The sequence below is a fragment of the Desulfofundulus sp. JL263-se genome (assembly GCF_056316025.1).
The window spans coordinates 2,105,001-2,126,074 of the sequence record NZ_CM149993.1; the positions used below are offsets into that span (position 1 = coordinate 2,105,001).

Annotated in this window: 18 protein-coding genes and 2 rRNA genes (1 of these 20 only partly in view); 7 read left to right on the forward strand and 13 right to left on the reverse strand. The window is 45.5% G+C overall.

What is annotated here, in order from left to right; genetic code table 11:
- The 11 genes from ACX4JR_RS10785 to ACX4JR_RS10835 form a co-directional block, all read right to left on the reverse strand.
- Positions 1-1,095: ribosomal RNA gene (locus ACX4JR_RS10785) — 23S ribosomal RNA — on the reverse strand; it reaches 1,945 nt to the left of the window's first position.
- 123 nt (positions 1,096-1,218) lie between these two features.
- Positions 1,219-2,769: ribosomal RNA gene (locus ACX4JR_RS10790) — 16S ribosomal RNA — on the reverse strand.
- Together the 16S and 23S rRNA genes form the textbook arrangement of a ribosomal RNA operon.
- A gap of 502 nt (positions 2,770-3,271) precedes the next feature.
- The gene (locus ACX4JR_RS10795) at positions 3,272-3,727 is read right to left on the reverse strand and encodes a hypothetical protein (protein ID WP_476058067.1); all 456 of its coding nucleotides are present in this window, start codon (positions 3,725-3,727) and stop codon (positions 3,272-3,274) included.
- A gap of 161 nt (positions 3,728-3,888) precedes the next feature.
- Entirely contained in the window at positions 3,889-5,088 is a 1,200-nt protein-coding gene (locus ACX4JR_RS10800; RefSeq protein ID WP_476058068.1) for a M24 family metallopeptidase, read from the reverse strand.
- Positions 5,089-5,165: 77 nt separating this feature from the next.
- Complete coding sequence (locus ACX4JR_RS10805) at positions 5,166-5,948, reverse strand: short-chain-enoyl-CoA hydratase (protein WP_476058069.1); 783 nt, start codon at positions 5,946-5,948, stop codon at positions 5,166-5,168.
- A gap of 33 nt (positions 5,949-5,981) precedes the next feature.
- Entirely contained in the window at positions 5,982-6,833 is an 852-nt protein-coding gene (locus tag ACX4JR_RS10810; RefSeq protein WP_476058070.1) for a 3-hydroxybutyryl-CoA dehydrogenase, read from the reverse strand.
- A 43-nt stretch (positions 6,834-6,876) separates the two neighbouring features.
- Positions 6,877-8,061 carry an acetyl-CoA C-acetyltransferase gene (locus ACX4JR_RS10815; protein ID WP_476058071.1) on the reverse strand — a complete coding sequence of 395 codons (1,185 nt, stop codon included), beginning with the start codon at positions 8,059-8,061 and terminating at the stop codon, positions 6,877-6,879.
- Positions 8,062-8,233: 172 nt separating this feature from the next.
- On the reverse strand, positions 8,234-9,208 hold the full coding sequence (locus ACX4JR_RS10820) for an electron transfer flavoprotein subunit alpha/FixB family protein (RefSeq protein ID WP_476058072.1): 975 nt from the start codon (positions 9,206-9,208) through the stop codon (positions 8,234-8,236).
- Between the two features lie 23 nt (positions 9,209-9,231).
- On the reverse strand, positions 9,232-9,996 hold the full coding sequence (locus ACX4JR_RS10825; RefSeq protein ID WP_476058073.1) for an electron transfer flavoprotein subunit beta/FixA family protein: 765 nt from the start codon (positions 9,994-9,996) through the stop codon (positions 9,232-9,234).
- Positions 9,997-10,193: 197 nt separating this feature from the next.
- On the reverse strand, positions 10,194-11,333 hold the full coding sequence (locus ACX4JR_RS10830) for an acyl-CoA dehydrogenase (protein WP_476058074.1): 1,140 nt from the start codon (positions 11,331-11,333) through the stop codon (positions 10,194-10,196).
- A gap of 460 nt (positions 11,334-11,793) precedes the next feature.
- Positions 11,794-13,410, reverse strand: coding sequence for an AMP-binding protein (locus tag ACX4JR_RS10835; protein WP_476060534.1), 1,617 nt, complete (start codon positions 13,408-13,410; stop codon positions 11,794-11,796).
- Between the two features lie 438 nt (positions 13,411-13,848).
- On the opposite strand from ACX4JR_RS10835, the gene ACX4JR_RS10840 reads away from it, so the two are divergent.
- Positions 13,849-14,484, forward strand: a complete 636-nt coding sequence (locus tag ACX4JR_RS10840) for a septum site-determining protein MinC (RefSeq protein WP_476058075.1) — start codon at positions 13,849-13,851, stop codon at positions 14,482-14,484.
- Between the two features lie 25 nt (positions 14,485-14,509).
- On the opposite strand, the gene ACX4JR_RS10845 is transcribed toward ACX4JR_RS10840, so the two are convergent.
- Together ACX4JR_RS10845 and ACX4JR_RS10850 are read right to left on the reverse strand one after the other, a co-directional pair.
- Positions 14,510-15,040, reverse strand: a complete 531-nt coding sequence (locus ACX4JR_RS10845) for an NUDIX domain-containing protein (RefSeq protein WP_476060535.1) — start codon at positions 15,038-15,040, stop codon at positions 14,510-14,512.
- A gap of 22 nt (positions 15,041-15,062) precedes the next feature.
- Positions 15,063-15,671, reverse strand: a complete 609-nt coding sequence (locus tag ACX4JR_RS10850; protein ID WP_476058076.1) for a DUF3786 domain-containing protein — start codon at positions 15,669-15,671, stop codon at positions 15,063-15,065.
- A gap of 252 nt (positions 15,672-15,923) precedes the next feature.
- On the opposite strand from ACX4JR_RS10850, the gene ACX4JR_RS10855 reads away from it, so the two are divergent.
- The 6 genes from ACX4JR_RS10855 to meaB all read left to right on the forward strand — a co-directional run bounded on the left by ACX4JR_RS10855 (position 15,924) and on the right by meaB (position 21,027).
- On the forward strand, positions 15,924-16,913 hold the full coding sequence (locus ACX4JR_RS10855) for an acyl-CoA dehydratase activase-related protein (protein ID WP_476058077.1): 990 nt from the start codon (positions 15,924-15,926) through the stop codon (positions 16,911-16,913).
- Positions 16,903-18,006 (forward strand): acyl-CoA dehydratase activase-related protein, encoded by a 1,104-nt coding sequence (locus tag ACX4JR_RS10860; protein WP_476058078.1) that lies wholly within the window; start codon positions 16,903-16,905, stop codon positions 18,004-18,006. Before ACX4JR_RS10855 ends, ACX4JR_RS10860 begins: the two co-directional genes overlap by 11 nt.
- A gap of 31 nt (positions 18,007-18,037) precedes the next feature.
- On the forward strand, positions 18,038-19,003 hold the full coding sequence (locus ACX4JR_RS10865) for an acyl-CoA dehydratase activase (RefSeq protein WP_476058079.1): 966 nt from the start codon (positions 18,038-18,040) through the stop codon (positions 19,001-19,003).
- 1 nt (position 19,004) lies between these two features.
- Positions 19,005-19,223, forward strand: coding sequence for a hypothetical protein (locus ACX4JR_RS10870; RefSeq protein ID WP_476058080.1), 219 nt, complete (start codon positions 19,005-19,007; stop codon positions 19,221-19,223).
- Between the two features lie 303 nt (positions 19,224-19,526).
- On the forward strand, positions 19,527-20,066 hold the full coding sequence (cobO, locus tag ACX4JR_RS10875; RefSeq protein WP_476058081.1) for a cob(I)yrinic acid a,c-diamide adenosyltransferase: 540 nt from the start codon (positions 19,527-19,529) through the stop codon (positions 20,064-20,066).
- A 19-nt stretch (positions 20,067-20,085) separates the two neighbouring features.
- On the forward strand, positions 20,086-21,027 hold the full coding sequence (meaB, locus tag ACX4JR_RS10880) for a methylmalonyl Co-A mutase-associated GTPase MeaB (protein WP_476058082.1): 942 nt from the start codon (positions 20,086-20,088) through the stop codon (positions 21,025-21,027).
- Positions 21,028-21,074: the final 47 nt, after the last annotated feature.

Genomic DNA, 21,074 nt, shown 5'->3' on the forward strand with positions numbered 1-21,074 from the left:
ACCACGGATCTTTGCACTCGCAGTCTGACTCCCAAGGTCCAATATCCGGCATTCGGAGTTTGATTGAGTTCGGTAACCCGTGAAGGCCCCTAGCTCAATCAGTGCTCTACCTCCGAATATCACCCCTTGAGGCTAGCCCTAAAGCTATTTCGGGGAGAACCAGCTATCTCCGGGTTCGATTGGCATTTCACCCCTACCCACACCTCATCCACCGCCTTTTCAACGACGGTTGGTTCGAGCCTCCACGCGACTTTACTCGCGCTTCACTCTGGACATGGGTAGATCACCCGGTTTCGGGTCTACTCCGGCGGACTTATGCGCCCTCTTAAGACTCGCTTTCGCTGCGGCTCCAGACCTCTGGCCCTTAACCTCGCCCGCCAAACGTAACTCGCCGGTCCGTTCTACAAAAAGTACGCCGTCACCCAGCACTCAACCCAACACTTAAGTTGAGTGCCCGGGTTTGGTAAATACTCCCCAAATCAACACTCTGTTCCCTTAAATGCTTGGTTGAGTGCTGGGCTCCGACTGCTTGTAGGCATACGGTTTCAGGTTCTCTTTCACTCCCCTCCCGGGGTGCTTTTCACCTTTCCCTCACGGTACTATCCGCTATCGGTCGCTAAGGGTATTTAGCCTTGGGAGGTGGTCCTCCCCGATTCCCGCGGGATTCCCCGTGCCCCGCGGTACTTGGGATCCTCTCCAGGTTAATTCGCCCTTTCGCCTACAGGGCTTTTACCTTCTCCGGCGGAACGTTCCAGTCCACTTCGGCTAGAACTCCTTAACCCCTTCGGAGAGTCCCGCAACCCCGGCAGCTGCATGCCGCCGGTTTAGGCTGGCCCCCTTTCGCTCGCCGCTACTCAGGGGATCGCTCTTGCTTTCTTTTCCTCCGGGTACTTAGATGTTTCAGTTCCCCGGGTGCCCCTCCCGCACCTATGTGTTCAGTGCGGAATGATACCGGTTTGCGGTACCGGGTTGCCCCATTCGGAAATCCACGGGTCTTCGCCTGCTTGCGGCTCACCGTGGCTTTTCGCAGCTTGCCACGTCCTTCTTCGGCCCTTAGCGCCCAGGCATCCACCGTACGCCCTTATTAGCTTGACCTACGGTATCTTACCTTCTCTACTGTGCAGTTCTCAAAGAGCATTTGGTCTCTCAAAACCGAACAGTGAACCCCGGTCTCTTAAGCCCCCCTCTGTTTCCCGCTCTTTCGCAAAAACTCCTTAGAAAGGAGGTGATCCATCCCCACCTTCCGGTAGGGATACCTTGTTACGACTTCACCCCAATCACCAACCCCACCTTCGACGGCTGCCTCCCTTAAAAGGGTTAGCTCACCGGCTTCGGGTGTTGTCGGCTTTCGTGGTGTGACGGGCGGTGTGTACAAGGCCCGGGAACGTATTCACCGCAGTTTGCTGACCTGCGATTACTAGCGATTCCGCCTTCATGCAGGCGAGTTGCAGCCTGCAATCCGAACTGAGACCGGCTTTTTGGGATTCGCTCCGCCTCGCGGCTTCGCTGCCCTCTGTACCGGCCATTGTAGCACGTGTGTAGCCCAGGACATAAGGGGCATGATGATTTGACGTCATCCCCACCTTCCTCCGTCTTGTCAACGGCAGTCCCTCTAGAGTGCCCACCCTCCCGTGCTGGCAACTAGAGGTAGGGGTTGCGCTCGTTGCGGGACTTAACCCAACATCTCACGACACGAGCTGACGACAACCATGCACCACCTGTCTCCGCGCCCATAGTATCACTATGGAAAACCGTATCTCTACGGCTGTCGCGGGATGTCAAGCCCTGGTAAGGTTCTTCGGGTTGCGTCGAATTAAACCACATGCTCCACCGCTTGTGCGGGCCCCCGTCAATTCCTTTGAGTTTCAGTCTTGCGACCGTACTCCCCAGGCGGGGTGCTTATCGCGTTAACTACGGCACTGATGCCTCAGCGACACCAACACCTAGCACCCATCGTTTACAGCGTGGACTACCAGGGTATCTAATCCTGTTCGCTCCCCACGCTTTCGCGCCTCAGCGTCAGGTCCAGGCCAGAGAGCCGCCTTCGCCACTGGTGTTCCTCCCAATATCTACGCATTTCACCGCTACACTGGGAATTCCACTCCCCTCTCCTGCCCTCAAGCCGAGCAGTTTCAAGAACACTCCTGCGGTTGAGCCGCCGGCTTTCACCCCTGACTTGCTCGGCCGCCTACGCGCGCTTTACGCCCAGTAATTCCGGACAACGCTCGCCCCCTACGTGTTACCGCGGCTGCTGGCACGTAGTTAGCCGGGGCTTCCTCCAGGGGTACCGTCACCTCTTCTTCCCCCTGGACAGAGCTTTACGACCCGAAGGCCTTCTTCGCTCACGCGGCATCGCTCCGTCAGGCTTTCGCCCATTGCGGAAAATCCCCCACTGCTGCCTCCCGTAGGAGTCTGGGCCGTGTCTCAGTCCCAGTGTGGCCGGTCACCCTCTCAGGCCGGCTACCCATCGTCGCCTTGGTGCGCCTTTACCACACCAACTAGCTAATGGGACGCGGACCCATCCAGAAGCGGCGCTCCCGCACCTTTCCTTCTACTGCCATGCAACAGTAAAAGCTCATCCGGTATTAGCACCGGTTTCCCGGTGTTATCCCGGTCTTCCGGGTAGGTTATCCACGCGTTACTCACCCGTCCGCCACTAGGCACTCCCCCGTCCGTCCCGAAGGACTTCCAAAGGCTGCCCCGTTCGACTTGCATGTGTTAGGCATGCCGCCAGCGTTCGTCCTGAGCCAGGATCAAACTCTCCATTTATTTATCCGGAAAGTTTAATCTCTTACCTCCAAGGGCTCTATCAAAACCAGGGTCACTGTTCAGTTTTCAAAGACCTTTTCCCTCCCCTGCCGGCTTGCCGCCGGCAGTAATATAATTTATCAAAATCTTCTTCTTTAATCAAGTGGTAATTTTTGTTTGAGCTACTTGCTTTGTAAAACACTTCGGGCGTCTGGCAAGATAAGATTGGCAACGGGCCAAAGTAATTTGAGCCCTGATAGCACAGGACGCTTACCTGATATTAGTTCAATTGACACAACCCCCCATAGAATACCTAAAAAAGGACGCACTTACCCTTCTTTTGCTATCCCTTCTTTTTAAAATTTTAGATTTCTTAACTGGGAACCCGGTCAGGCCACTTTGACCAGGCTGCGCAAATTTATCCCGCGTTTTTCCCGTATCTGCCTCATGGCCAGCGCCAGCATTACCGCCAGGGCCAGCGAACAGCGTAAATTCATTTTTGCAAACCCCGAATAAAATACTTCTAAAACCCAAAGGCTTCATCCAGGCGTGCATTCACTCTTTCTACAGCCGTACGTTTTTTGTAGGTTGCCTTCCGGTAGAAACGGCTGTATACGTAAGACGGCGGAACCGCCCGTTCTCCCAGCCACGGGTCAAATCCGCAAATCTCCCGCAGCTGCGCGTTCCGCAACAGCTCGCACCGCAGGCTCTCTATGGACGGGTGCTGGTATATAATCCCTGCTATTACTGAATTCCAAACTGCCCGTATCGGATAATCATCCCGGCCATTACCGCGTTCCTGCTCCAGTTTGCACATTAATTCTTCATCGGGCAGGTTGCGAAAGACCAATACCAGCCGCTTTAAATCACCAAGTTCTTCTATTTCCTGCTTTTCTTTGTTTTGCTTTTTGTTTCTTCTTTTCTCTTTAATTTCCTCCTCTGGGGTCAATTTTGGTATTTCTACTCCTAACCATTCCAAAAACCCGCTTATATCCTGGATTGGGTTGGAGTAAAATGTTTTGTTTGATACCCTAAAACTGACTATTTGTGCTTACTTCCGGACAGCGCAATTGGCTCTTTTCCTAACCTTAACCTTAGCTTAATCAAAAAGAAGCCGGAACATCGGCTTCCCGAAAAATTCTACCTCGAAATTATAACGGCCTCATCAGGATATTGGCTAAGACGTTTTAGTCCCTGGGAGGTAATCACAAAGGTATTTTCTATACCCACAGCTCCCTCATTGGGGAAGATAAACTTTGGTTCCAAAGCAATCACCATTCCCTCTTCTAAAATCATATTCACCCCCCGGGCAATAACCGGCAACTCATTCAGCTCCAGGCCAACTCCATGAGCAATAAAAGAAACCTGCTCTTTGCATCCCATAAAGTATTCCTGCAGGTGATACTTACGTGCAATGTTATAAGCCATCTCATATATTTTGCTACCCAAGACGCCCGGTTTAGCCGATTCCGCCACCGCTTGTTGAATTTCCAAAGCTACCTGGTGGGCCCTGTTTAACCTCTGATTCAATTTTCCTAAAACGTATAATCTGGTCATATCCACCGCATAACCGTACATCGCTCCCACGTAATCTACTAATATGGGTTCGTTTTCTTGCACTACCCGGGCACCCGTACCAAAGGGAAAAGCGGGATAAATACCCGGTCCACCCAAAGGGCCGTCAAAGAAACTGGGTATACCTCCACTTGGGCCGGAAAGTAAACAACCGTAGTGAAAATCCTGATTAAAACCACGCACCCGAACCAGCCCTTGATGTCCTTCCCTTCGCAACCTAGCTTCCAATTGGCCAGCCAAATTAACCTCAGTTAAGCCCGGGCATATGAAATTGGGGATTGTAGCAAAAACTTTATCCATCATAGCATTGGTTTCTTGTAGTAATTTAATTTCAAAATTGGATTTGATTGCCCGTAATTTCTTTATTAAATACGAGCAATCCATTAATTTTGCAGATGGAAACAACTTTTGCAATTTAAAATAAATAGATGCCGGTATTACATCCATTTCTATTCCTAAATAACTTATATTCTTGTGACCACTATCCTCCATTACTGAAGGCACCTGTTTAATGCTTTTAACGGGTACCACCTTATCTAGAGGAGTTATTCCTTTAACCCTTTCCATGCTGCGACGAACCATTAAAAGGGGCTCACCTTGTACCGGAATATAAAGAAAACTATTTTGAAACGTACCCGTAAAATAAACCAGATCAGAAGATTGCATTATAAGCGCCCCGTCCATTTCGCTTTTTGCCAGTTGTCCTTGAAAGGCAGTAATACGTCTATTTATTTCTTTCCGAGAAATAATTTTGTTAACCAGCATGTGCCACCACCCCTTATACTTAAGAAAACATAAGGACGACCTTAAAGGTCGCCCGGCAACTGTATCGAAAATGTTCATTACCGGCCCTTAAATTCCGGTTTTCTCTTGGATAGAAACGCCGAAATTCCTTCATCCCTGTCTTCTGTGGTAAACACGGCGGCAAATAAATTTGCCTCGTGAATGAAAGCTTTTTCCAGATCCATTTCCAAGCCCTCATTAACGGCTTCCTTGCTTAACTGTACGGCAATAGGCCCGCGGCTGGCAATTTTCTTAGCCATATTAGTGCAGAAATTCATAAGTTCTTCCGGCGCCACTACATGGTTAACAAGCCCCATCCGGAAAGCAGTATCAGCATCATACATATCAGCAGTAAACAATATTTCCTTTGCCCGGCCGGGCCCCACCAACCTTGTCAACCTTTGGGTACCACCAAACCCAGCAATAAGACCCAGGTTGACCTCCGGCTGCCCAAACTTGGCAGTTTGGGATGCAATGCGAATATCACACGCCATGGCCAATTCACAGCCACCGCCGAGGGCAAATCCATTAACGGCAGCAATAACCGGTTTGGGCAAATTCTCAATTTTACTGAAAACGGACTGTCCCAGGCGGGAAAACTTTCTTGCCTCCATGGGAGTTAAATTTTGCATAAATGCAATATCTGCACCGGCCACGAAGGCCTTTTCTCCGGCACCGGTAATAATAACAGCCTTAATTTCATCATCACTTGCCAGTTGGTCCAAGGCTTCATCCATTTCCCGCAGCGTCTCTTCATTCAAAGAATTAAGAACCTTGGGACGATTAATGGTCAGAACAGCAATATCCTCTTTCTTTTCTAATAATATATTATTCCATGCCATTAAGCGACACCTCCGGAACTAAACATGAAATGCTTATTCGTATACATAAAACCCGCGTCCGGTTTTACGCCCCAGCCAACCGGCAGCTACATATTTACGCAAAAGCGGACAAGGACGATACTTACTGTCACCAAATCCCTTATGCAGCACTTCCAAAATATAAAGGCAAGTATCCAGGCCGATAAGGTCTGCCAAGGCCAGGGGGCCCATAGGATGGTTCATGCCCAGTTTCATAACTTGGTCAACTGCTTCCGGAGTAGCAATACCTTCCCATACACAGTAAATGGCTTCGTTAATCATGGGCAGCAGAACCCTGTTGCTTACAAATCCCGGAGCATCATTGACCTCCACGGGTACCTTACCCATTTTTTCACTCATACTCTTTACCACGTTAAATGTCTCATCAGAAGTGGCAAGACCACGGATAACTTCAACCAGTTTCATTACGGGAACGGGATTCATAAAATGCATACCTATAACCTTTTCCGGCCGTTTGGTTACTGCGGCTATTTCGGTAATAGGCAAGGACGAAGTATTAGTGGCCAGAATGGCATGAGCAGGAGTAATTTCATCCAAGTCCTTGAATATTTTACTCTTGACATCCATGTTTTCCACGGCAGCCTCTATTACCATATCTACATCCTTAGCGTCCTGAAGGCTTGTTGAGGGCTTGATACGCTTCAAAATAGTATCTTTTTCTGATTCTTCAAGCTTACCTTTACTGACACTTTTGGTTAAATTCTTTTCAATAACAGCCATACCTCTATTTACGAACTCATTTTTAATATCATTAAGAATAACCTCACAACCTGCGGCAGAAGCTACCTGAGCGATACCGGAACCCATTTGCCCTGCACCAACAACCATAATTTTTTTAATATCCATTAAATATCCCCCTCCATTTGTCCTAGATTTTTCTATATTATTTTCAACTAATGTTTTCTACAACCATCGCTGTACCCTGACCGCCGCCGATACATAAAGTAGCCAGTCCATACTTACTTTGGCGACGTTTCATTTCATATAATAAGGTAACAAGAATACGCGCTCCGCTGGCTCCTATGGGGTGGCCCAAGGCCACTGCCCCGCCGTTAACATTAACTTTATCAGTGGGAAGCTCAAGTTCCTTTATTACAGCCAGCGCCTGGGCTGCAAAGGCTTCATTAGCCTCAACCAGGTCAAGGTCCTGTACCGTCAGTCCCGCCTTGGCAAGGGCTTTACGGCTGGAAGGTATAGGACCCAGGCCCATATATGCAGGATCTACCCCCGCAGAAGCCGTTGACCTGATGCTGAACAATGGCTTAACGCCCAGCTCTTCTGCCTTTTTAACCGACATAACCACCACTGCCGCAGCACCGTCATTAATACCGGAAGCATTACCCGCAGTGACGGTTCCGTCCTTTTTAAAGACAGGTTTTAACTTTGCCAGTGCTTCCAGCGAAGTATCCCGGCGGGGCCCCTCATCAGTATCGAAAATTACCGGGCCCCCCTTTTTCTTGGGAACACTAATGGGTAAAATTTCATCTTTAAACCTGCCGGCATCAATGGCAGAAATGGCCTTCATATGGCTATCCAAAGCAAAGGCATCCTGTTCTTCCCGGCTTAACCCGTACTTTGCAGCAATATTTTCCGCAGTAATACCCATGTGTACATCATTAAATGCACACCATAGGCCATCTTTTATCATAGCATCTATAAATTGGGTATTTCCCATTCTACAGCCCCACCTGGCCTTCTCCACCAGATAAGGAGCTAAACTCATACTTTCCATTCCGCCGGCAACTATAACTTCGGCTTCCCCGGCCATTATCAGTTGAGAAGCTAACCCCACGGCCCTTAAACCGGAACCACAAACTTTATTTATGGTCATGGAGGGAACTTCTTGTGGAATTCCCGCCTTAATTGCAGATTGCCTGGCCGGGTTTTGCCCTAAGCCGGCTTGCAGCACATTACCCATAATAACTTCATCAACCAACTGGCCATTGATACCAGCGCGGCGAAGGGCTTCCTTAATAATCTCCTTACCCAGTTCAACTGCCGGGATCTGAGCTAAGGCTCCACCAAATCTACCTACCGCAGTTCGCACCGCGCTGACAATTACAGCTTCAGCCACCGTATTCCCTCCCTAGTAGAATAAAAGCTGCCGGAACCTCCGCAGGTACATAAAGAGCCAAAGGAGGGTTAGGGTGCACAGGCCTTCCTTTCCGGGAGAACTCCGGCAGCTTAACTTATGAACTTTTTTCCAGAGACTACCGGAATAAACCCGGTCCCTTATTACTTCACCCCTAACCCATTATTTTCTTAAACTCTTCTGTCAATAAAGGCACCACTTCAAATAAGTCTCCTACAATGCCGTAGTCGGCAACTTTAAAGATATTTGCCTCGGGGTCTTTGTTGATGGCCACTATGCACTTGGACGACCCCATGCCGGCCAGGTGCTGTATGGCGCCGGAAATACCGCAGGCAATGTAAAGAACCGGGGAGACCGTTTTGCCGGTCTGGCCCACCTGCATGCTGTGGGGAACCCAGCCCGCGTCAACCGCAGCCCTGGATGCGCCTACGGCAGCGCCCAGCACGTCGGCCAGCTCTTCTAAAATCTTGAAGTTCTCGGGCCCCTTCATGCCGCGGCCGCCGCTGACTATTATGTCGGCCTCGGTAAGCTCGGGACGCCCCGATACCTGACGCACTATGTCTTTGATTTGCTGGCGAATGTCTCCAACTTTGGGAGTTACTTTTATGATTTCGGCGTCTTTTTTGTTTTCCTGGGCCGTGAAGGCATTGGGGCGGATGGTTGCCATTACGGGACGGGCCTCGGGACAGCGGGCCTTTACGAATGCTTTGCCGGCGTATATGGGACGGGTGAATACCAGCTGCCCGTCTTCCAGGGCCATGTTTATACAGTCGCTCATCAGGCCGGTTTCCAGCCGCTGGGCCACCTGGGCCGCCAGGTCCCTGCCGAATACGGTGTAGCCCAGCAGGAAGGCGTAGGGCTCTTTTTCTTTGATTAAGTCGACAATTACATTGGTGTAGCCGTCGGTGGTGTAGTTTTCAAGGGCATTGTCTTCAAGGAGGAATATTTTGTCCGCGCCGTAGTCGCCAAGGGAAGGGGCCAGGCCGGCAATGTCTTTGCCTGCCAGCACCGCGCAAAGCTCCTGACCCAATTCATCCGCTATTTTGCGGGAAGCGGTTAATATTTCATAGCTAACTTTTTTTATTTTGCCGTCAAGGTGTTCTGCAAATACCCAGATGCCTTTTGCCATTTACATACCCTCCCAGTCTTTGCTTAGATTATTTTTGCTTCTTCATGCAGCAGCCTGGCCAGTTCGCGGGCAGCGTCGGGGGCCTCTCCTTCGATTATTTTGCCTGCCTTGCGGGGCTCGGGCAGTAAGTAGGAGAGTGCCTGTATTTTGCTGGTGACGGCGTCTACCCCCACGCCGGCAGCTGTTTTTTTGTCCATGGGTTTTTTCTTGGCTTTCATGATGCCCTTCATGGAGGGGTAGCGGGGTTCGTTCAGTCCTTTTTGGGCTGTTATGACGGCGGGAAGGGGTACTTCGATTATTTCGCTGCCGCCTTCAATTTCCCGGGTGACAATTGCCTTGCCGTCCGCCACTTCCAGCTTAATTGCCATGTTTACTACCGGAAGGCCCAGTATTTCCGCCGTCCTGCCGGCAACCTGGGCGGAGCCGTCGTCAATGGCCCTCCAGCCGCCGAGGATTATGTCATATTCCATGCTGCTTAAGGTTTTGGCTAAAATGGTTGCCGTGGCGTATTCGTCCATTTCTTCCGCGCCGGGGTCCACCAGCACGGCCTTGTCGGCGCCCATGGCCAGGGCCTGGCGCAGCGCATCCTGCACTTCCGGGCCGCCTATGCTGACTACTGTAACTTCGCCGCCGTATTTCTCTTTGAGCCTGAGGGCTTCTTCCACGGCAAATTCATCGTAAGGATTGATAATTAAGCTTACGCCACTGCGGTCGATCTTACCGTCGCCGGTTAATTTGATTTTTGCTTCGGTGTCAAAGGTTTGCTTGAGGCATACTACGATGTTCATGGGCTTCCTCCTTTGCTTAGTGTATTTGTCTTTTTGTACTGTCCCGCGCAGCTTGACCTGAAAACCAACCTGGCCGCGTTTCACTCTTATTCTTTACGGATAGGGACTTTTTCGGGTTAGTTAATTCATTTCTTACTTTTGGATTATAATTAATTAACTGATAACATTCTTAAAAGCATTATTTATTAAGTAAATTTTTACTTAAGTAAATTACTTGAGATAACTATACGCTGAACTTCACTGGTGCCTTCATAAATTTCAGTAATTTTTGCATCACGCATCATACGCTCCACGGGATACTCTCTGGTATAACCGTAACCGCCAAATATTTGTACAGCCTTGGTGGTAACCCACATGGCGGTTTCCGAAGCATAAAGTTTGGCCATAGCCGCCTCTTTACTGTAAGGCAGATCATTATCTTTCAACCAAGCAGCCTTATAAACCATGAGCCTTGCTGCTTCAATTTGGGTATGCATATCAGCAAGCATCCACTGTAAACCTTGGAATGAGCCGATGGGCCTGCCGAACTGCTCTCGGGTTTTGGCATACTCTAGGGCCTGGTCAAAAGCCCCCTGGGCAATACCTAAAGCTTGGGCGGCAATACCTATCCGACCACCGTCCAGAGTTTTCAAGGCAATCTTAAATCCTTGGCCGTCCGGACCTAACATATTTTCCTTGGGAATACGGCAATTCTCGAAAACCAGCTCGTAGGTATACGATGCCCGGATTCCCAGTTTTTTCTCCTTCTTCCCAAAGGTAAAGCCCGGTGTACCCTTTTCCACGATAAAGGCGGCTGTTCCCCTGTGACCCTTGCTCTTATCGGTGGAGGCAATTATAACATAAACATCGGCCCTCCCACCATTGGTAATAAAAATCTTGGTGCCGTTAAGAACATATTCATTACCATCTAACTTAGCACTTAACTTTACTGAACCGGCATCGGAACCGGCGGAAGGCTCGGTAAGTCCCAGGGCACCGACCTTTTCTCCGCTGGCCAACGGCACAAGATATTTTTTCTTTTGCTCTTCCGTGCCAAATGCATAAATTGGCCAGCAACAAAGAGATGTATGTGCCGAAATGGTTACGCCCGTAGAAGCACATATGCGGGAAAGCTCTTCCACCGCAATGGCATAGGAAAGGTTATCCATTTCCGCTCCACCGTATTCCTCAGGAAAGGGAATCCCTGTAAGACCTATTTCAGCCATTTTATCCCAAAGGCTCCAATCGAATTCCTCTTTTTCATCCATTTCGGCGGCCTTAGGGGCAACCTCTTCTTCAGCAAAATCGCGCACCGTTTTGCGTAAAAGTTCTTGCTCTTCAGTAAGCTTGAACTCCACACCCATTCCTCCTTTCAGTATTTATAGGGACTATTTCTGCCCCAGTTATTGATTTCCTGGCTTTTGCTTAATTAGCTTAGCAAGAAATATACCAACTATTTAGAAAACTTCGAATATAAATATCAGGCCAGATGTACCGTGATTCCTTTAAATAAGGTAAAACCTCATAAAATAAAATTTTTGATTATAAATATAGACAGATTTTTTTACCATTATAGCTTTTCCTTTAATATGAATACCACTGGTAAGCCCTAATAATACTATTCTTTAAATGTCTACATAAAGACACATATAACAACTTACAAAATAATTTTCTCTTAAAATTTTAACTATTACCCCTTATCCTTATTCGGGCTTATAAAACATTTGAACTCGTGGTTTAAGATAACCATTTAATCCTACGTCATAGAAATTCTTAAAAAAAGCAGTGGCTTAAAACCACTGCTTTCCATTTTGCTTGTTATTTCTTTTTACCCCACTCTCTTTCCCTTAACTCAACACGCCGAATTTTTCCGCTAATAGTCTTGGGCAATTCAGAAACAAATTCGATTTTACGCGGATATTTATACGGAGCAGTATTCTTTTTAACAAAATCTTGCAATTCTTTAACTAATTCATCAGAGGGGCTGTAGCCAGGTGCTAAGATTATAAAGGCCTTAACAACCTCACCCCTTACCGGATCGGGACTCGATACCACAGCCGACTCGGCTACCGCCGGGTGTTCCAAAAGGGCACTTTCAACTTCAAAGGGGCCAATACGGTAACCGGAAGAAAGAATAACATCATCAGCACGACCTACAAACCATAAATAACCATCCTCATCCATAATGGCACGGTCACCGGTTACGTAAAAATCTCCCCGGTAGGAAGAAGCGGTTTTCTCGGGATTTTTCCAATATTCTTTAAAGAGTCCCACAGGCCGTTCCGGTTTAACCCTGACAGCAAGATCACCTTCTTGCCCCCGGGGAACCTCATTGCCACCATCATCAATTACCCTGACATCAAATCCGGGACTGGGTTTTCCCATGGAACCCGCTTTGACTTCCAGCGGCGGGAAGGTGCCCGCCAAACAGACACTTTCTGTTTGCCCATAGCCATCTCGAATCTTCAATCCAGTGTGCTTTTCCCAAACCTCAATAATTTCCGGGTTCAAGGGCTCACCCGCAGCTACCACGTGGCGCAGAGCCCTAAATTTATATTTACTTAAGTCTTCGAGCACAAACATCCGGAAAGCGGTAGGTGGACCGCACAAGGTTGTGATGGGATATTTTTCTAAGTGTTCCAAGGTCTTCTTGACATTGAAACCGATAGTATGATGAACAAATAAAGCCGCACCGCAATTCCAGGGCCCGTAAAAACTACTCCATGCCGCTTTGGCCCAACCCGTATCCGAGAGATTCCAGTGCAAGTCATCTGGTCCCAGGTCCAGCCAAAACTTACCCGTAACAATATGGCCGATGGGGTAACTGGCATGGGTATGAACGGTCATTTTGGGGTAACCCGTAGTTCCTGAGGTAAAATACAAAATGGCATTTTCGTCGGATTTGGTATTTTCAGTTTCAAATTCACTGGACGCCTTGGGTACTTCGTCAGCATAACTCAGCCAGCCATCCCTTTTACCCCCAACAACAATAAACGTTTTTAAAGTGGGACATTCATTGCGGACTTCGTCCACCTTGGGGGCATTATTAATATCGGTTATTACACATGTTGCTTCTGAAGTCTCAAATCGGTATTTTAAGTCCTTGGGAGTTAACTGAATGGTACCGGGACTGATTACTGCTCCTAACCGCAAACAGGCAATGTTAACCACCCACCATTCGATGAGACGAGGCATTACCACAATAACAACATCGCCTTTTTTTACCCCCTGGTTCTTAAGGACATTGGCCAATTTTCTGGATTCTTCGCACAACTGGGCGAAGGTTCTTTTTTCTTCGTTACCATCATCATCCACCCAGAACAAGGCCAATTTTTCAGGATCCTTGGCCCAATAATCCAGGACATCCCTGGCAAAGTTAAAGTATTTCGGAACTTCCCACTTAAACTCCTTATATGTTTTGTCATAATCGGTCATTTTTTGAACTTTTAAAAACACCGAAGGCTCCTCCTTTGCTTAAGTTTTTTAAGAGTTATCTGAAAATACTGAAATGCAAAAACTTAACCAGTTTTCAAACTTTTTTCTTTAAATGGCTATACCTCACCTATATAAACCGCTTTTAAAGGTTAGCATAAAATATAACAAAAGAGTATTAGAATAGAATTTGTTTACTAAAATTAACGGATTAGGTCTCAAAATTTTCTTTAAACCAGCATCAAAGCAAGGTTGTAAATTTAGATTGACATGTTACCTGTCGTATACAAACAAATTCAAAAGAGTAGAAAGTAATATAAATTTAAAAATATAAAAAATACCGACAGTAAAACTGACTAAAAAGAAGTTTTTAAGGAGGAAATATTGAAAAAAAATCGAAATGTACAGTATTCCTGTATTCTATGGAACAGGAGAGGAAATATGGGCAAGGATGCTGTCAGTATAAAGGGAACAAAAAGCGGACTGGTGATATTATTGGACTCAAACCGTAAATTCGAAGATTTAAAGCACCACCTCCAGCAGAAAATGGAGTCCTCCAAAGGTTTTTTTTCCGGAGCAAAATTTACTTTTTTTGCCGGACCGTATAAGTTAGTCCCGCATCAACAATATGAACTGGAATCTATTTGTAGGCAATATGGCCTGATACCCAACAAGGGACCGGTAGCACCTGAAATTGAGGCACTATATTCCCCGACCCCCAAAAGGAAAAATTATACTTCCACCCTTAACGCGGAACCCGCCCTCTTAATAAAGCGCACCCTTCGCTCGGGACAGTCTGTATCTCACCCATCCCACATTATAATATTGGGAAATGTACATCCCGGGGCAAAGGTAGAGGCAGGAGGTAACATCTTGGTAATGGGACATTGTGCAGGTACTGTTTATGCCGGCACCAAAGGAGATAAAAAAGCCATTATAACGGCTATTCATTTATCCCCCCAAGTATTAAGAATAACCAACCTTATACATTTAGGCCCCCCTCCCCGCTTAGGGAGCTGTGGACCGCATAAGGCCTTTATCAAAAATAATAAAATCATATTTACCACAAATGGATAATTAAAGCCGGGGTAGTCCCGGCTTTTTATATATCCAGAAAATCTTTGGCTAACAAAATTCCTATAATGGTTTTTGCATCATATATTTTACCTTCTCTTATCATCCGCAGCACCTCTGTAAAGGCTACTTTTTCCACTTCCACAAACTCATCCTCATCTAAATGTTGTTCCTTGAAACTTAGGTTCGAAGCCATAAATAGATGCATTTTTTCAGTAGAAAATCCCGGTGTCGAATAAAAGGTACATAATTTCTGCCATTTCCCTGCTTCAGCACCTGTTTCTTCACTTAATTCCCTTTGAGCACATTCCAAAGGAACCTCCCCTGGTTCTAATTTTCCGGCAGGTATTTCCAAAAATTCCTTTTCAGCAGGATAACGATACTGGCGTACCATTAATACTTCTTTTTCCGGGGTGAGGGCCACAATTGCCACCGCGCCGGTATATTCCACCACTTCCCGCTTACTGTAATTACCATTGGGTAATTGAACGGTATCCACCCGCAGATTTAAAATTTTACCCCGGTAAACTACCTCCGACGATATCTTTTTTTCCATCACTTCACTCAACCTTTCACATCCTTTATATCTTTTTTTTCATTTCGGATAAAACTAACCCAGGTAAAAGGGCATAATCTTCCGTATCCAAGTGGAAAGGAGCTGAACTATCAAAAAGAACGTTGCCCGTAGGAAGAAACTCATCATCCCCTTCCCAAATTACAAATGTTATAGGAATCTTGGGCAAAACCGGTACAGTTACCGCAGCGTCCCCCATATTTCTCCGTTTCCCCCCTAGACTCTCCCCTGCTTCCACCAACTTGGAAGGATTATTGCCAAAAATGCCGACCAATGGACGAATAGCACGGTTTGTAAATGGTTCTACATATATCATTCCTCCGGGAAGTTCTTTGAAGGATATTAATTTATCTTGTACTTGACCCGGTGAAGCATGAGTCAAATAATGCAACAATAATATTTGAACAGTCTGGTCTACTTCTTCTTTTTTTCCTACCATTTCCACAGAACCGTCGGGAAAATGTATATAATAATCTTGTCTTAGAAAGGGTACGATAAATCTTTTACGTTCAGGTTCATAAACAACCATTGAATTCCTAGCCATTTCCTCTGGCACCTTTTCAGCAAATTCCGCTTTAGCAACGGCATGCGCAGGTTCCAAGTTAATTTTAGCCATTCACATCCCTCCGTAATAAAAATTCCATACTCTCTTAAATTAGAGACAAAACGCAATTCACCCCCAATGTTCTCTAAAATAGTTGGGTTTCCTGCCTGCTTTAACAACATAAATTTGTAAAATACACATTATAAGCTAAAAATTCGTAATTCGCGGTTTTTGTTGGAATTTGCAAAAGGATTTTTTTTCAGATCCAAGAATAATTTAGAATATGTTTATATAAAACCTCTTTTAAACTGGGAGGATATGGGTATGGTCAAAATAGGTATACCCAGTGCTCTTTTTTATTATGTCTATTACCCCAAGTGGGAGGCTTTTTTTCGAACACTGGGTGCAGAAGTGATCTCTTCAGGCAAAACAACAAAACAACTCCTGGACGATGGGGTACGAGAAGCCCTGGCCGATGCATGTGTACCGGTTAAGATCTTTTTTGGCCATGCCCTCGCCCTTAAAGACAAAGTGGACTATCTTTTTATACCCAGAATAGTATGTACCAATAAAAAAACAGTTTACTGCCCCAAATTTCTCGGCATGCCCGACATGATTCGTCACGGCTTATCCGATATGCCGCCGCTAATTGACGTTCGGGTAGATACAAGATCACAACGATTCGCCATTTGGAAAGCATATCAACAAGTGGGTAAGTTCTTAGGCGCTAGCAAAAGAAAAATATTTAACGCCTATAGATTGGCAAAAAAGACATATCACCGCTTTAATAAGCTATTACTTTCCGGTTATCAGCCCAATGAAGCAATGTCCATTTTAAAAGGAAAAAATATTAGCTTCACCTTAAAAAAAGAAGAACAAGTTACTTTCGCCCTACTGGGTTATCCATATACCATTTATGATCCTTACATAAATGTACAATTAATTAGAAAACTGCAAAATATGGGTATTAAGGTAGTAACTCCAGAAAATGTTTCTCCCAAGACATTGAACAGGCAGAAAATGGAAATAAAAAAGGATCTATTTTGGACCTTTAGCGAAAAGGTAATGCGGGCAGCAAAATATTATTTTAAATCAGGTCTGATAGACGGTGCCATTCACCTTACAACCTTTGGGTGCGGCCCGGATTCCCTGTTAAACAACTTTATCGCCCGAGAAGCAAAAAAGTATCCCAACATACCCTTTATGACTTTAACCATTGACGAACATACGGGAGAAGCAGGGATTACCACCCGCCTGGAAGCTTTTACGGACATGGTAAAACGTAAAAAGAGAGGGATGTCAGTTGCCCAATAAAGTAACTTTTCCCCACATAGGGGAGTCCTACAGGGCATTTAAAATGTTGCTGGAAGACTTGGGAAATGAAGTGGTTCTACCACCTCGTCCCAGTCGTAAAACATTGAACCTCGGGGTGCAATACGCACCGGAATTTGCCTGTCTTCCCCTTAAAATTCTGTTAGGAACTTACATAGAAACCGCCGAAAAAGGAGCTAATCTTATTGTTACCACCGGGGGAGTAGGGCCCTGCCGGGCAGGACAATATGCACAGCTGCACAAGGAAATTCTCCGGGAACTAGGCTATGACTTTGACTGGGTTGTGTTTGAACCTCCCAAATTATATCCTTTAGATTTTTTACGCAACGTAAAAAAATTAAACGCCGCACGTCTTTCTTACCGGGCAATTTACCAGTGCATAAAAAGAGCATGGAAAAAACTTAAGGCTTTAGATAACTTGGAAAAACTGACTCATATTATCCGCCCCCGTGAACAAAAGCAAGGAACAACCACCCACATCTATAAAAAAGTTCTTACCTGGATCGATCAGGCCTATACCCTAAAGGAAATAGAAGAGGCCGAGGCCGCCGCGTTAAAAGAAATACAAAAAATTCCTCAAGACACCTCCCGCACCATTGTCAAGGTAGGGTTGGTGGGCGAAATTTATGTATTGCTCGAACCGGCCAGCAATCTGGAAATTGAAGAAACCCTGGGCAATTTAGGAGCAGAAGTGGAAAGGTCAATGTTCCTTACCGGGTGGACCAGGGATAATACCATAAAAGAAACGGCAGAAATACTCAGTGTTAAAGATGCTGCCGCTCCTTACCTTCCTGAACTCATCGGAGGACATGGCAGGGATACCATTGGACATACCATACTATATGCCAAGCGCGGCTTTGACGGTGTAATTCAACTGGCACCCTTTACCTGTATTCCTGAAATTGTAGCTAGGACAATTTTACCTGCTGTCAGCAAAAAGTATAATATTCCCGTTCTCACTTTCTTCCTAGACGAACAAACTGGAAAGGCAGGAATGGCAACGCGCCTGGAAGCTTTTGTGGACTTAATGAAAAGGAAAAAAGCTCAAAAGAATTTACGATTAACAACTGCATAATATCGTAAAAAATAAGCAGGAAGGGACCACTATGAAAGGATATCTCGGCATTGACGTAGGCTCAGTAAGTACAAATATTGTTGTTTTAAATGAAAATAACGAAGTAGTAGAAGGTCTTTACCTGCGTACCCGCGGTAAACCTGTGGAAACAATAAAATACGGGATGCAAAAAATAGCTGAGTCTTTACCTGAAGATATTTCCATCTGCGCTGCAGGTACCACCGGCAGCGGCAGGCACCTCGCCGGAGTGATGATAGGGGCCGATGTGGTTAAAAACGAAATCACCGCCCACGCAGTGGCAGCATCAACAATAGTACCCGATGTACAAACAGTCCTGGAAATAGGAGGTCAGGATTCAAAGATAATCATTTTAAGAAACGGCGTTGTAACTGATTTTGCAATGAATACCGTATGTGCCGCAGGAACAGGCTCATTTTTGGACCAGCAGGCTTCACGGCTGAATATTGACATAACAGAATTCGGCAAGTTAGCCCTGCAGTCTTCTAACCCCGTTCGTATCGCCGGGAGATGTACCGTTTTTGCAGAATCGGACATGATTCATAAACAACAGATGGGCCATAACTTAGCTGATATCATTAATGGACTTTGTGAAGCATTGGTACGTAATTACCTTAATAACGTGGGAAAAGGGAAAGAAATTTTACCCCCCGTGGTATTCCAGGGAGGAGTGGCTGCCAACGCGGGCATTAAGGCAGCCTTTGAAAGATTCCTGGGCATGCCGGTGCATGTTCCCAAGCATCACCATATTATGGGTGCCATCGGGGCAGCCCAACTCGCACGGGAAAGTATTGAGCAAAATAAAAATAAAACCAAATTTAAGGGATTTTATATTGCATCCTTGGATTATAAAACCAACAGCTTTGAATGTGATGGCTGTCCCAATGCTTGCGAGATTGCCGAAATTCTTGAAAATGGTAAAGTTATCGGCCGTTGGGGTTCCCGCTGCAATCGCTGGGACATTCTTGAGGTGGAATGATATGAGTTTGGAAGTGAAGACGGCTATTGCTTTAATAACCCAAATCTTCTTTTTGACTTTTATGGCCTGCTCTGGAATTTGGGTTGCCTTGGATGCAAAAAAACATGGCCGCCCTCCCGGTGAAGTTATCATATGGGGTATATTTGCCGCTTGTTTTATCTTTTTAGGAATGTTAGTTTATCTTTTTTGGCGTAAACATTTTTTTAAGCCTGAAAAATAACCCCCCATGGGGGTTTTTTTAATATACATATTTGTCTATATAAGTTTACATTCTCATCCTTTTTTATTTAAAAAAAAACCAAAAAACTTTTTAAACCTGGCTCCTTGGCTAAATGTGTATATTTTTTAATACACTCTAAAAAGTTACTAAATGACTAAAATTTAAAAAATATACTACTATTTGAGTATTTTTACTTACTTTATAACGTAACTGGTATAAATATTGCTGAGAATTTTAAATAGATAAACATTTCTAAACATTTTTAAAATATCAAGTTTAAAATATAAAGGGAGGTGTATATCCGTGTCACGCCCCCGCATTAAACAAGGCTTGGTACAGGTTTATACAGGTAACGGCAAAGGGAAAACTACTGCCTCCCTGGGCCTGGCCCTGCGGGCAATCGGTCACGGCTATAAAGTATTTATGCTTCAATTCATGAAAGGAAGTAAAGAATACGGTGAATTACGGGCCGCAGAAAAGTTTTTACCTAATTTAATTATAGTTCAAAGCGGGCTTGAAACTTTTGTCAGCAAAGAAAACCCCTCCCAATCCGACCAGGATATGGCCCGACAAGGCCTGGAAACTGCTAAAAAGGTTATCAGTGAAGGACACTATGATTTGGTAATTTTAGACGAAGTTAATATAGCCATGGACTACAACCTGGTTCCCGTCGATGAAATGCTGGACATAATCAAAAATAAACCTCCTCACGTAGAATTGGTACTTACCGGGCGATATGTGCCGGAAAAAATTCAGGAAGTCGCTGATCTGGTAAGTGAAATAACATTGATAAAACACCCCTTCTACCAAGGTATAAAAGCAAGGAAAGGTATAGAGTATTAAAAAGGAAGTGGGGATTTAAATGATTAATGTTGATAAGTTGTTGGCCGGAGACCGGCGAATGGCGGCGAGGGCGATCAGTATGATTGAAAATGAAGACGAAAATAAACAAAGTCTCCTTGCTCGAATTTTTCCATATACCGGAAACGCTTTTACCGTTGGTATAACAGGTTCTCCTGGAGCCGGAAAAAGCTCTTTAACTGATGTTCTTACCAAACAGGCACGGAAACAAGGATTTAAAGTAGGAATAATTGCGGTTGACCCAACATCTCCCATTTCCGGAGGTGCATTGCTGGGAGACCGCATTCGTATGCAAGAACACGCCCTGGACCGCGGAGTTTTTATACGTAGCATGGGCACCCGGGGATGTTTGGGAGGATTGGCCAGGGCGACAAAAGATGCCGTAAAAGTGTTGGACGCCTTCGGATGCGAGATTATTTTTATTGAAACAGTAGGTGTGGGACAAAGTGAGCTGGATATAATGCACTATGCCGATACTACTCTGGTAGTACTTACTCCTGGAGCCGGCGATTATGTCCAAACCATAAAGGCAGGTATTATGGAAATTGCCGATATTTTCGTAATTAACAAGGCCGATCTGGCCGATACCGTCAAAATAATCACCGATATAGAACAAATGCTGGATATGAGTCCGTACCATAATAACTGGCGGCCTCCAGTAGTGAAAACGATTGCCATAGAGGGAAAAGGCATACCGGAATTATGGAACATGATCCTAAAACATAGGGAATATATCAAATCAAGTGAAGACCAAAAGGAAAAAGCCCGGAAGAGAATTCAACAAGAAATTATGGAACTTTTAGAGGAAAAAATTCACTCCCAATTAGAGAAAAAATTATTTTCTAACGATAATGTGGAAGAAATGGTAGAAAAAATTTTAGAGCGAAATACAGATCCTTATTCTATAGCTAATCAGTTATTTAACCAGCTAATAAATATTTAGAATTTTAAAATAATAAAGAAAGGGGTTATAATAATGTCTTGTAACAA

Excerpts from the sequence above, each read along its gene's own strand:
- ACX4JR_RS10800 (WP_476058068.1), bottom strand. The coding sequence starts at position 5,088 with ATGCTGGTTAACAAAATTATTTCTCGGAAAGAAATAAATAGACGTATT.
- ACX4JR_RS10805 (WP_476058069.1), bottom strand. The coding sequence starts at position 5,948 with ATGGCATGGAATAATATATTATTAGAAAAGAAAGAGGATATTGCTGTT.
- ACX4JR_RS10810 (WP_476058070.1), bottom strand. The coding sequence starts at position 6,833 with ATGGATATTAAAAAAATTATGGTTGTTGGTGCAGGGCAAATGGGTTCC.
- ACX4JR_RS10820 (WP_476058072.1), bottom strand. The coding sequence starts at position 9,208 with ATGGCAAAAGGCATCTGGGTATTTGCAGAACACCTTGACGGCAAAATA.
- ACX4JR_RS10825 (WP_476058073.1), bottom strand. The coding sequence starts at position 9,996 with ATGAACATCGTAGTATGCCTCAAGCAAACCTTTGACACCGAAGCAAAA.
- ACX4JR_RS10835 (WP_476060534.1), bottom strand. The coding sequence starts at position 13,410 with ATGACCGATTATGACAAAACATATAAGGAGTTTAAGTGGGAAGTTCCG.
- ACX4JR_RS10840 (WP_476058075.1), top strand. The coding sequence starts at position 13,849 with ATGGGCAAGGATGCTGTCAGTATAAAGGGAACAAAAAGCGGACTGGTG.
- ACX4JR_RS10850 (WP_476058076.1), bottom strand. The coding sequence starts at position 15,671 with ATGGCTAAAATTAACTTGGAACCTGCGCATGCCGTTGCTAAAGCGGAA.
- ACX4JR_RS10855 (WP_476058077.1), top strand. The coding sequence starts at position 15,924 with ATGGTCAAAATAGGTATACCCAGTGCTCTTTTTTATTATGTCTATTAC.
- ACX4JR_RS10865 (WP_476058079.1), top strand. The coding sequence starts at position 18,038 with ATGAAAGGATATCTCGGCATTGACGTAGGCTCAGTAAGTACAAATATT.
- ACX4JR_RS10870 (WP_476058080.1), top strand. The coding sequence starts at position 19,005 with ATGAGTTTGGAAGTGAAGACGGCTATTGCTTTAATAACCCAAATCTTC.
- meaB (WP_476058082.1), top strand. The coding sequence starts at position 20,086 with ATGATTAATGTTGATAAGTTGTTGGCCGGAGACCGGCGAATGGCGGCG.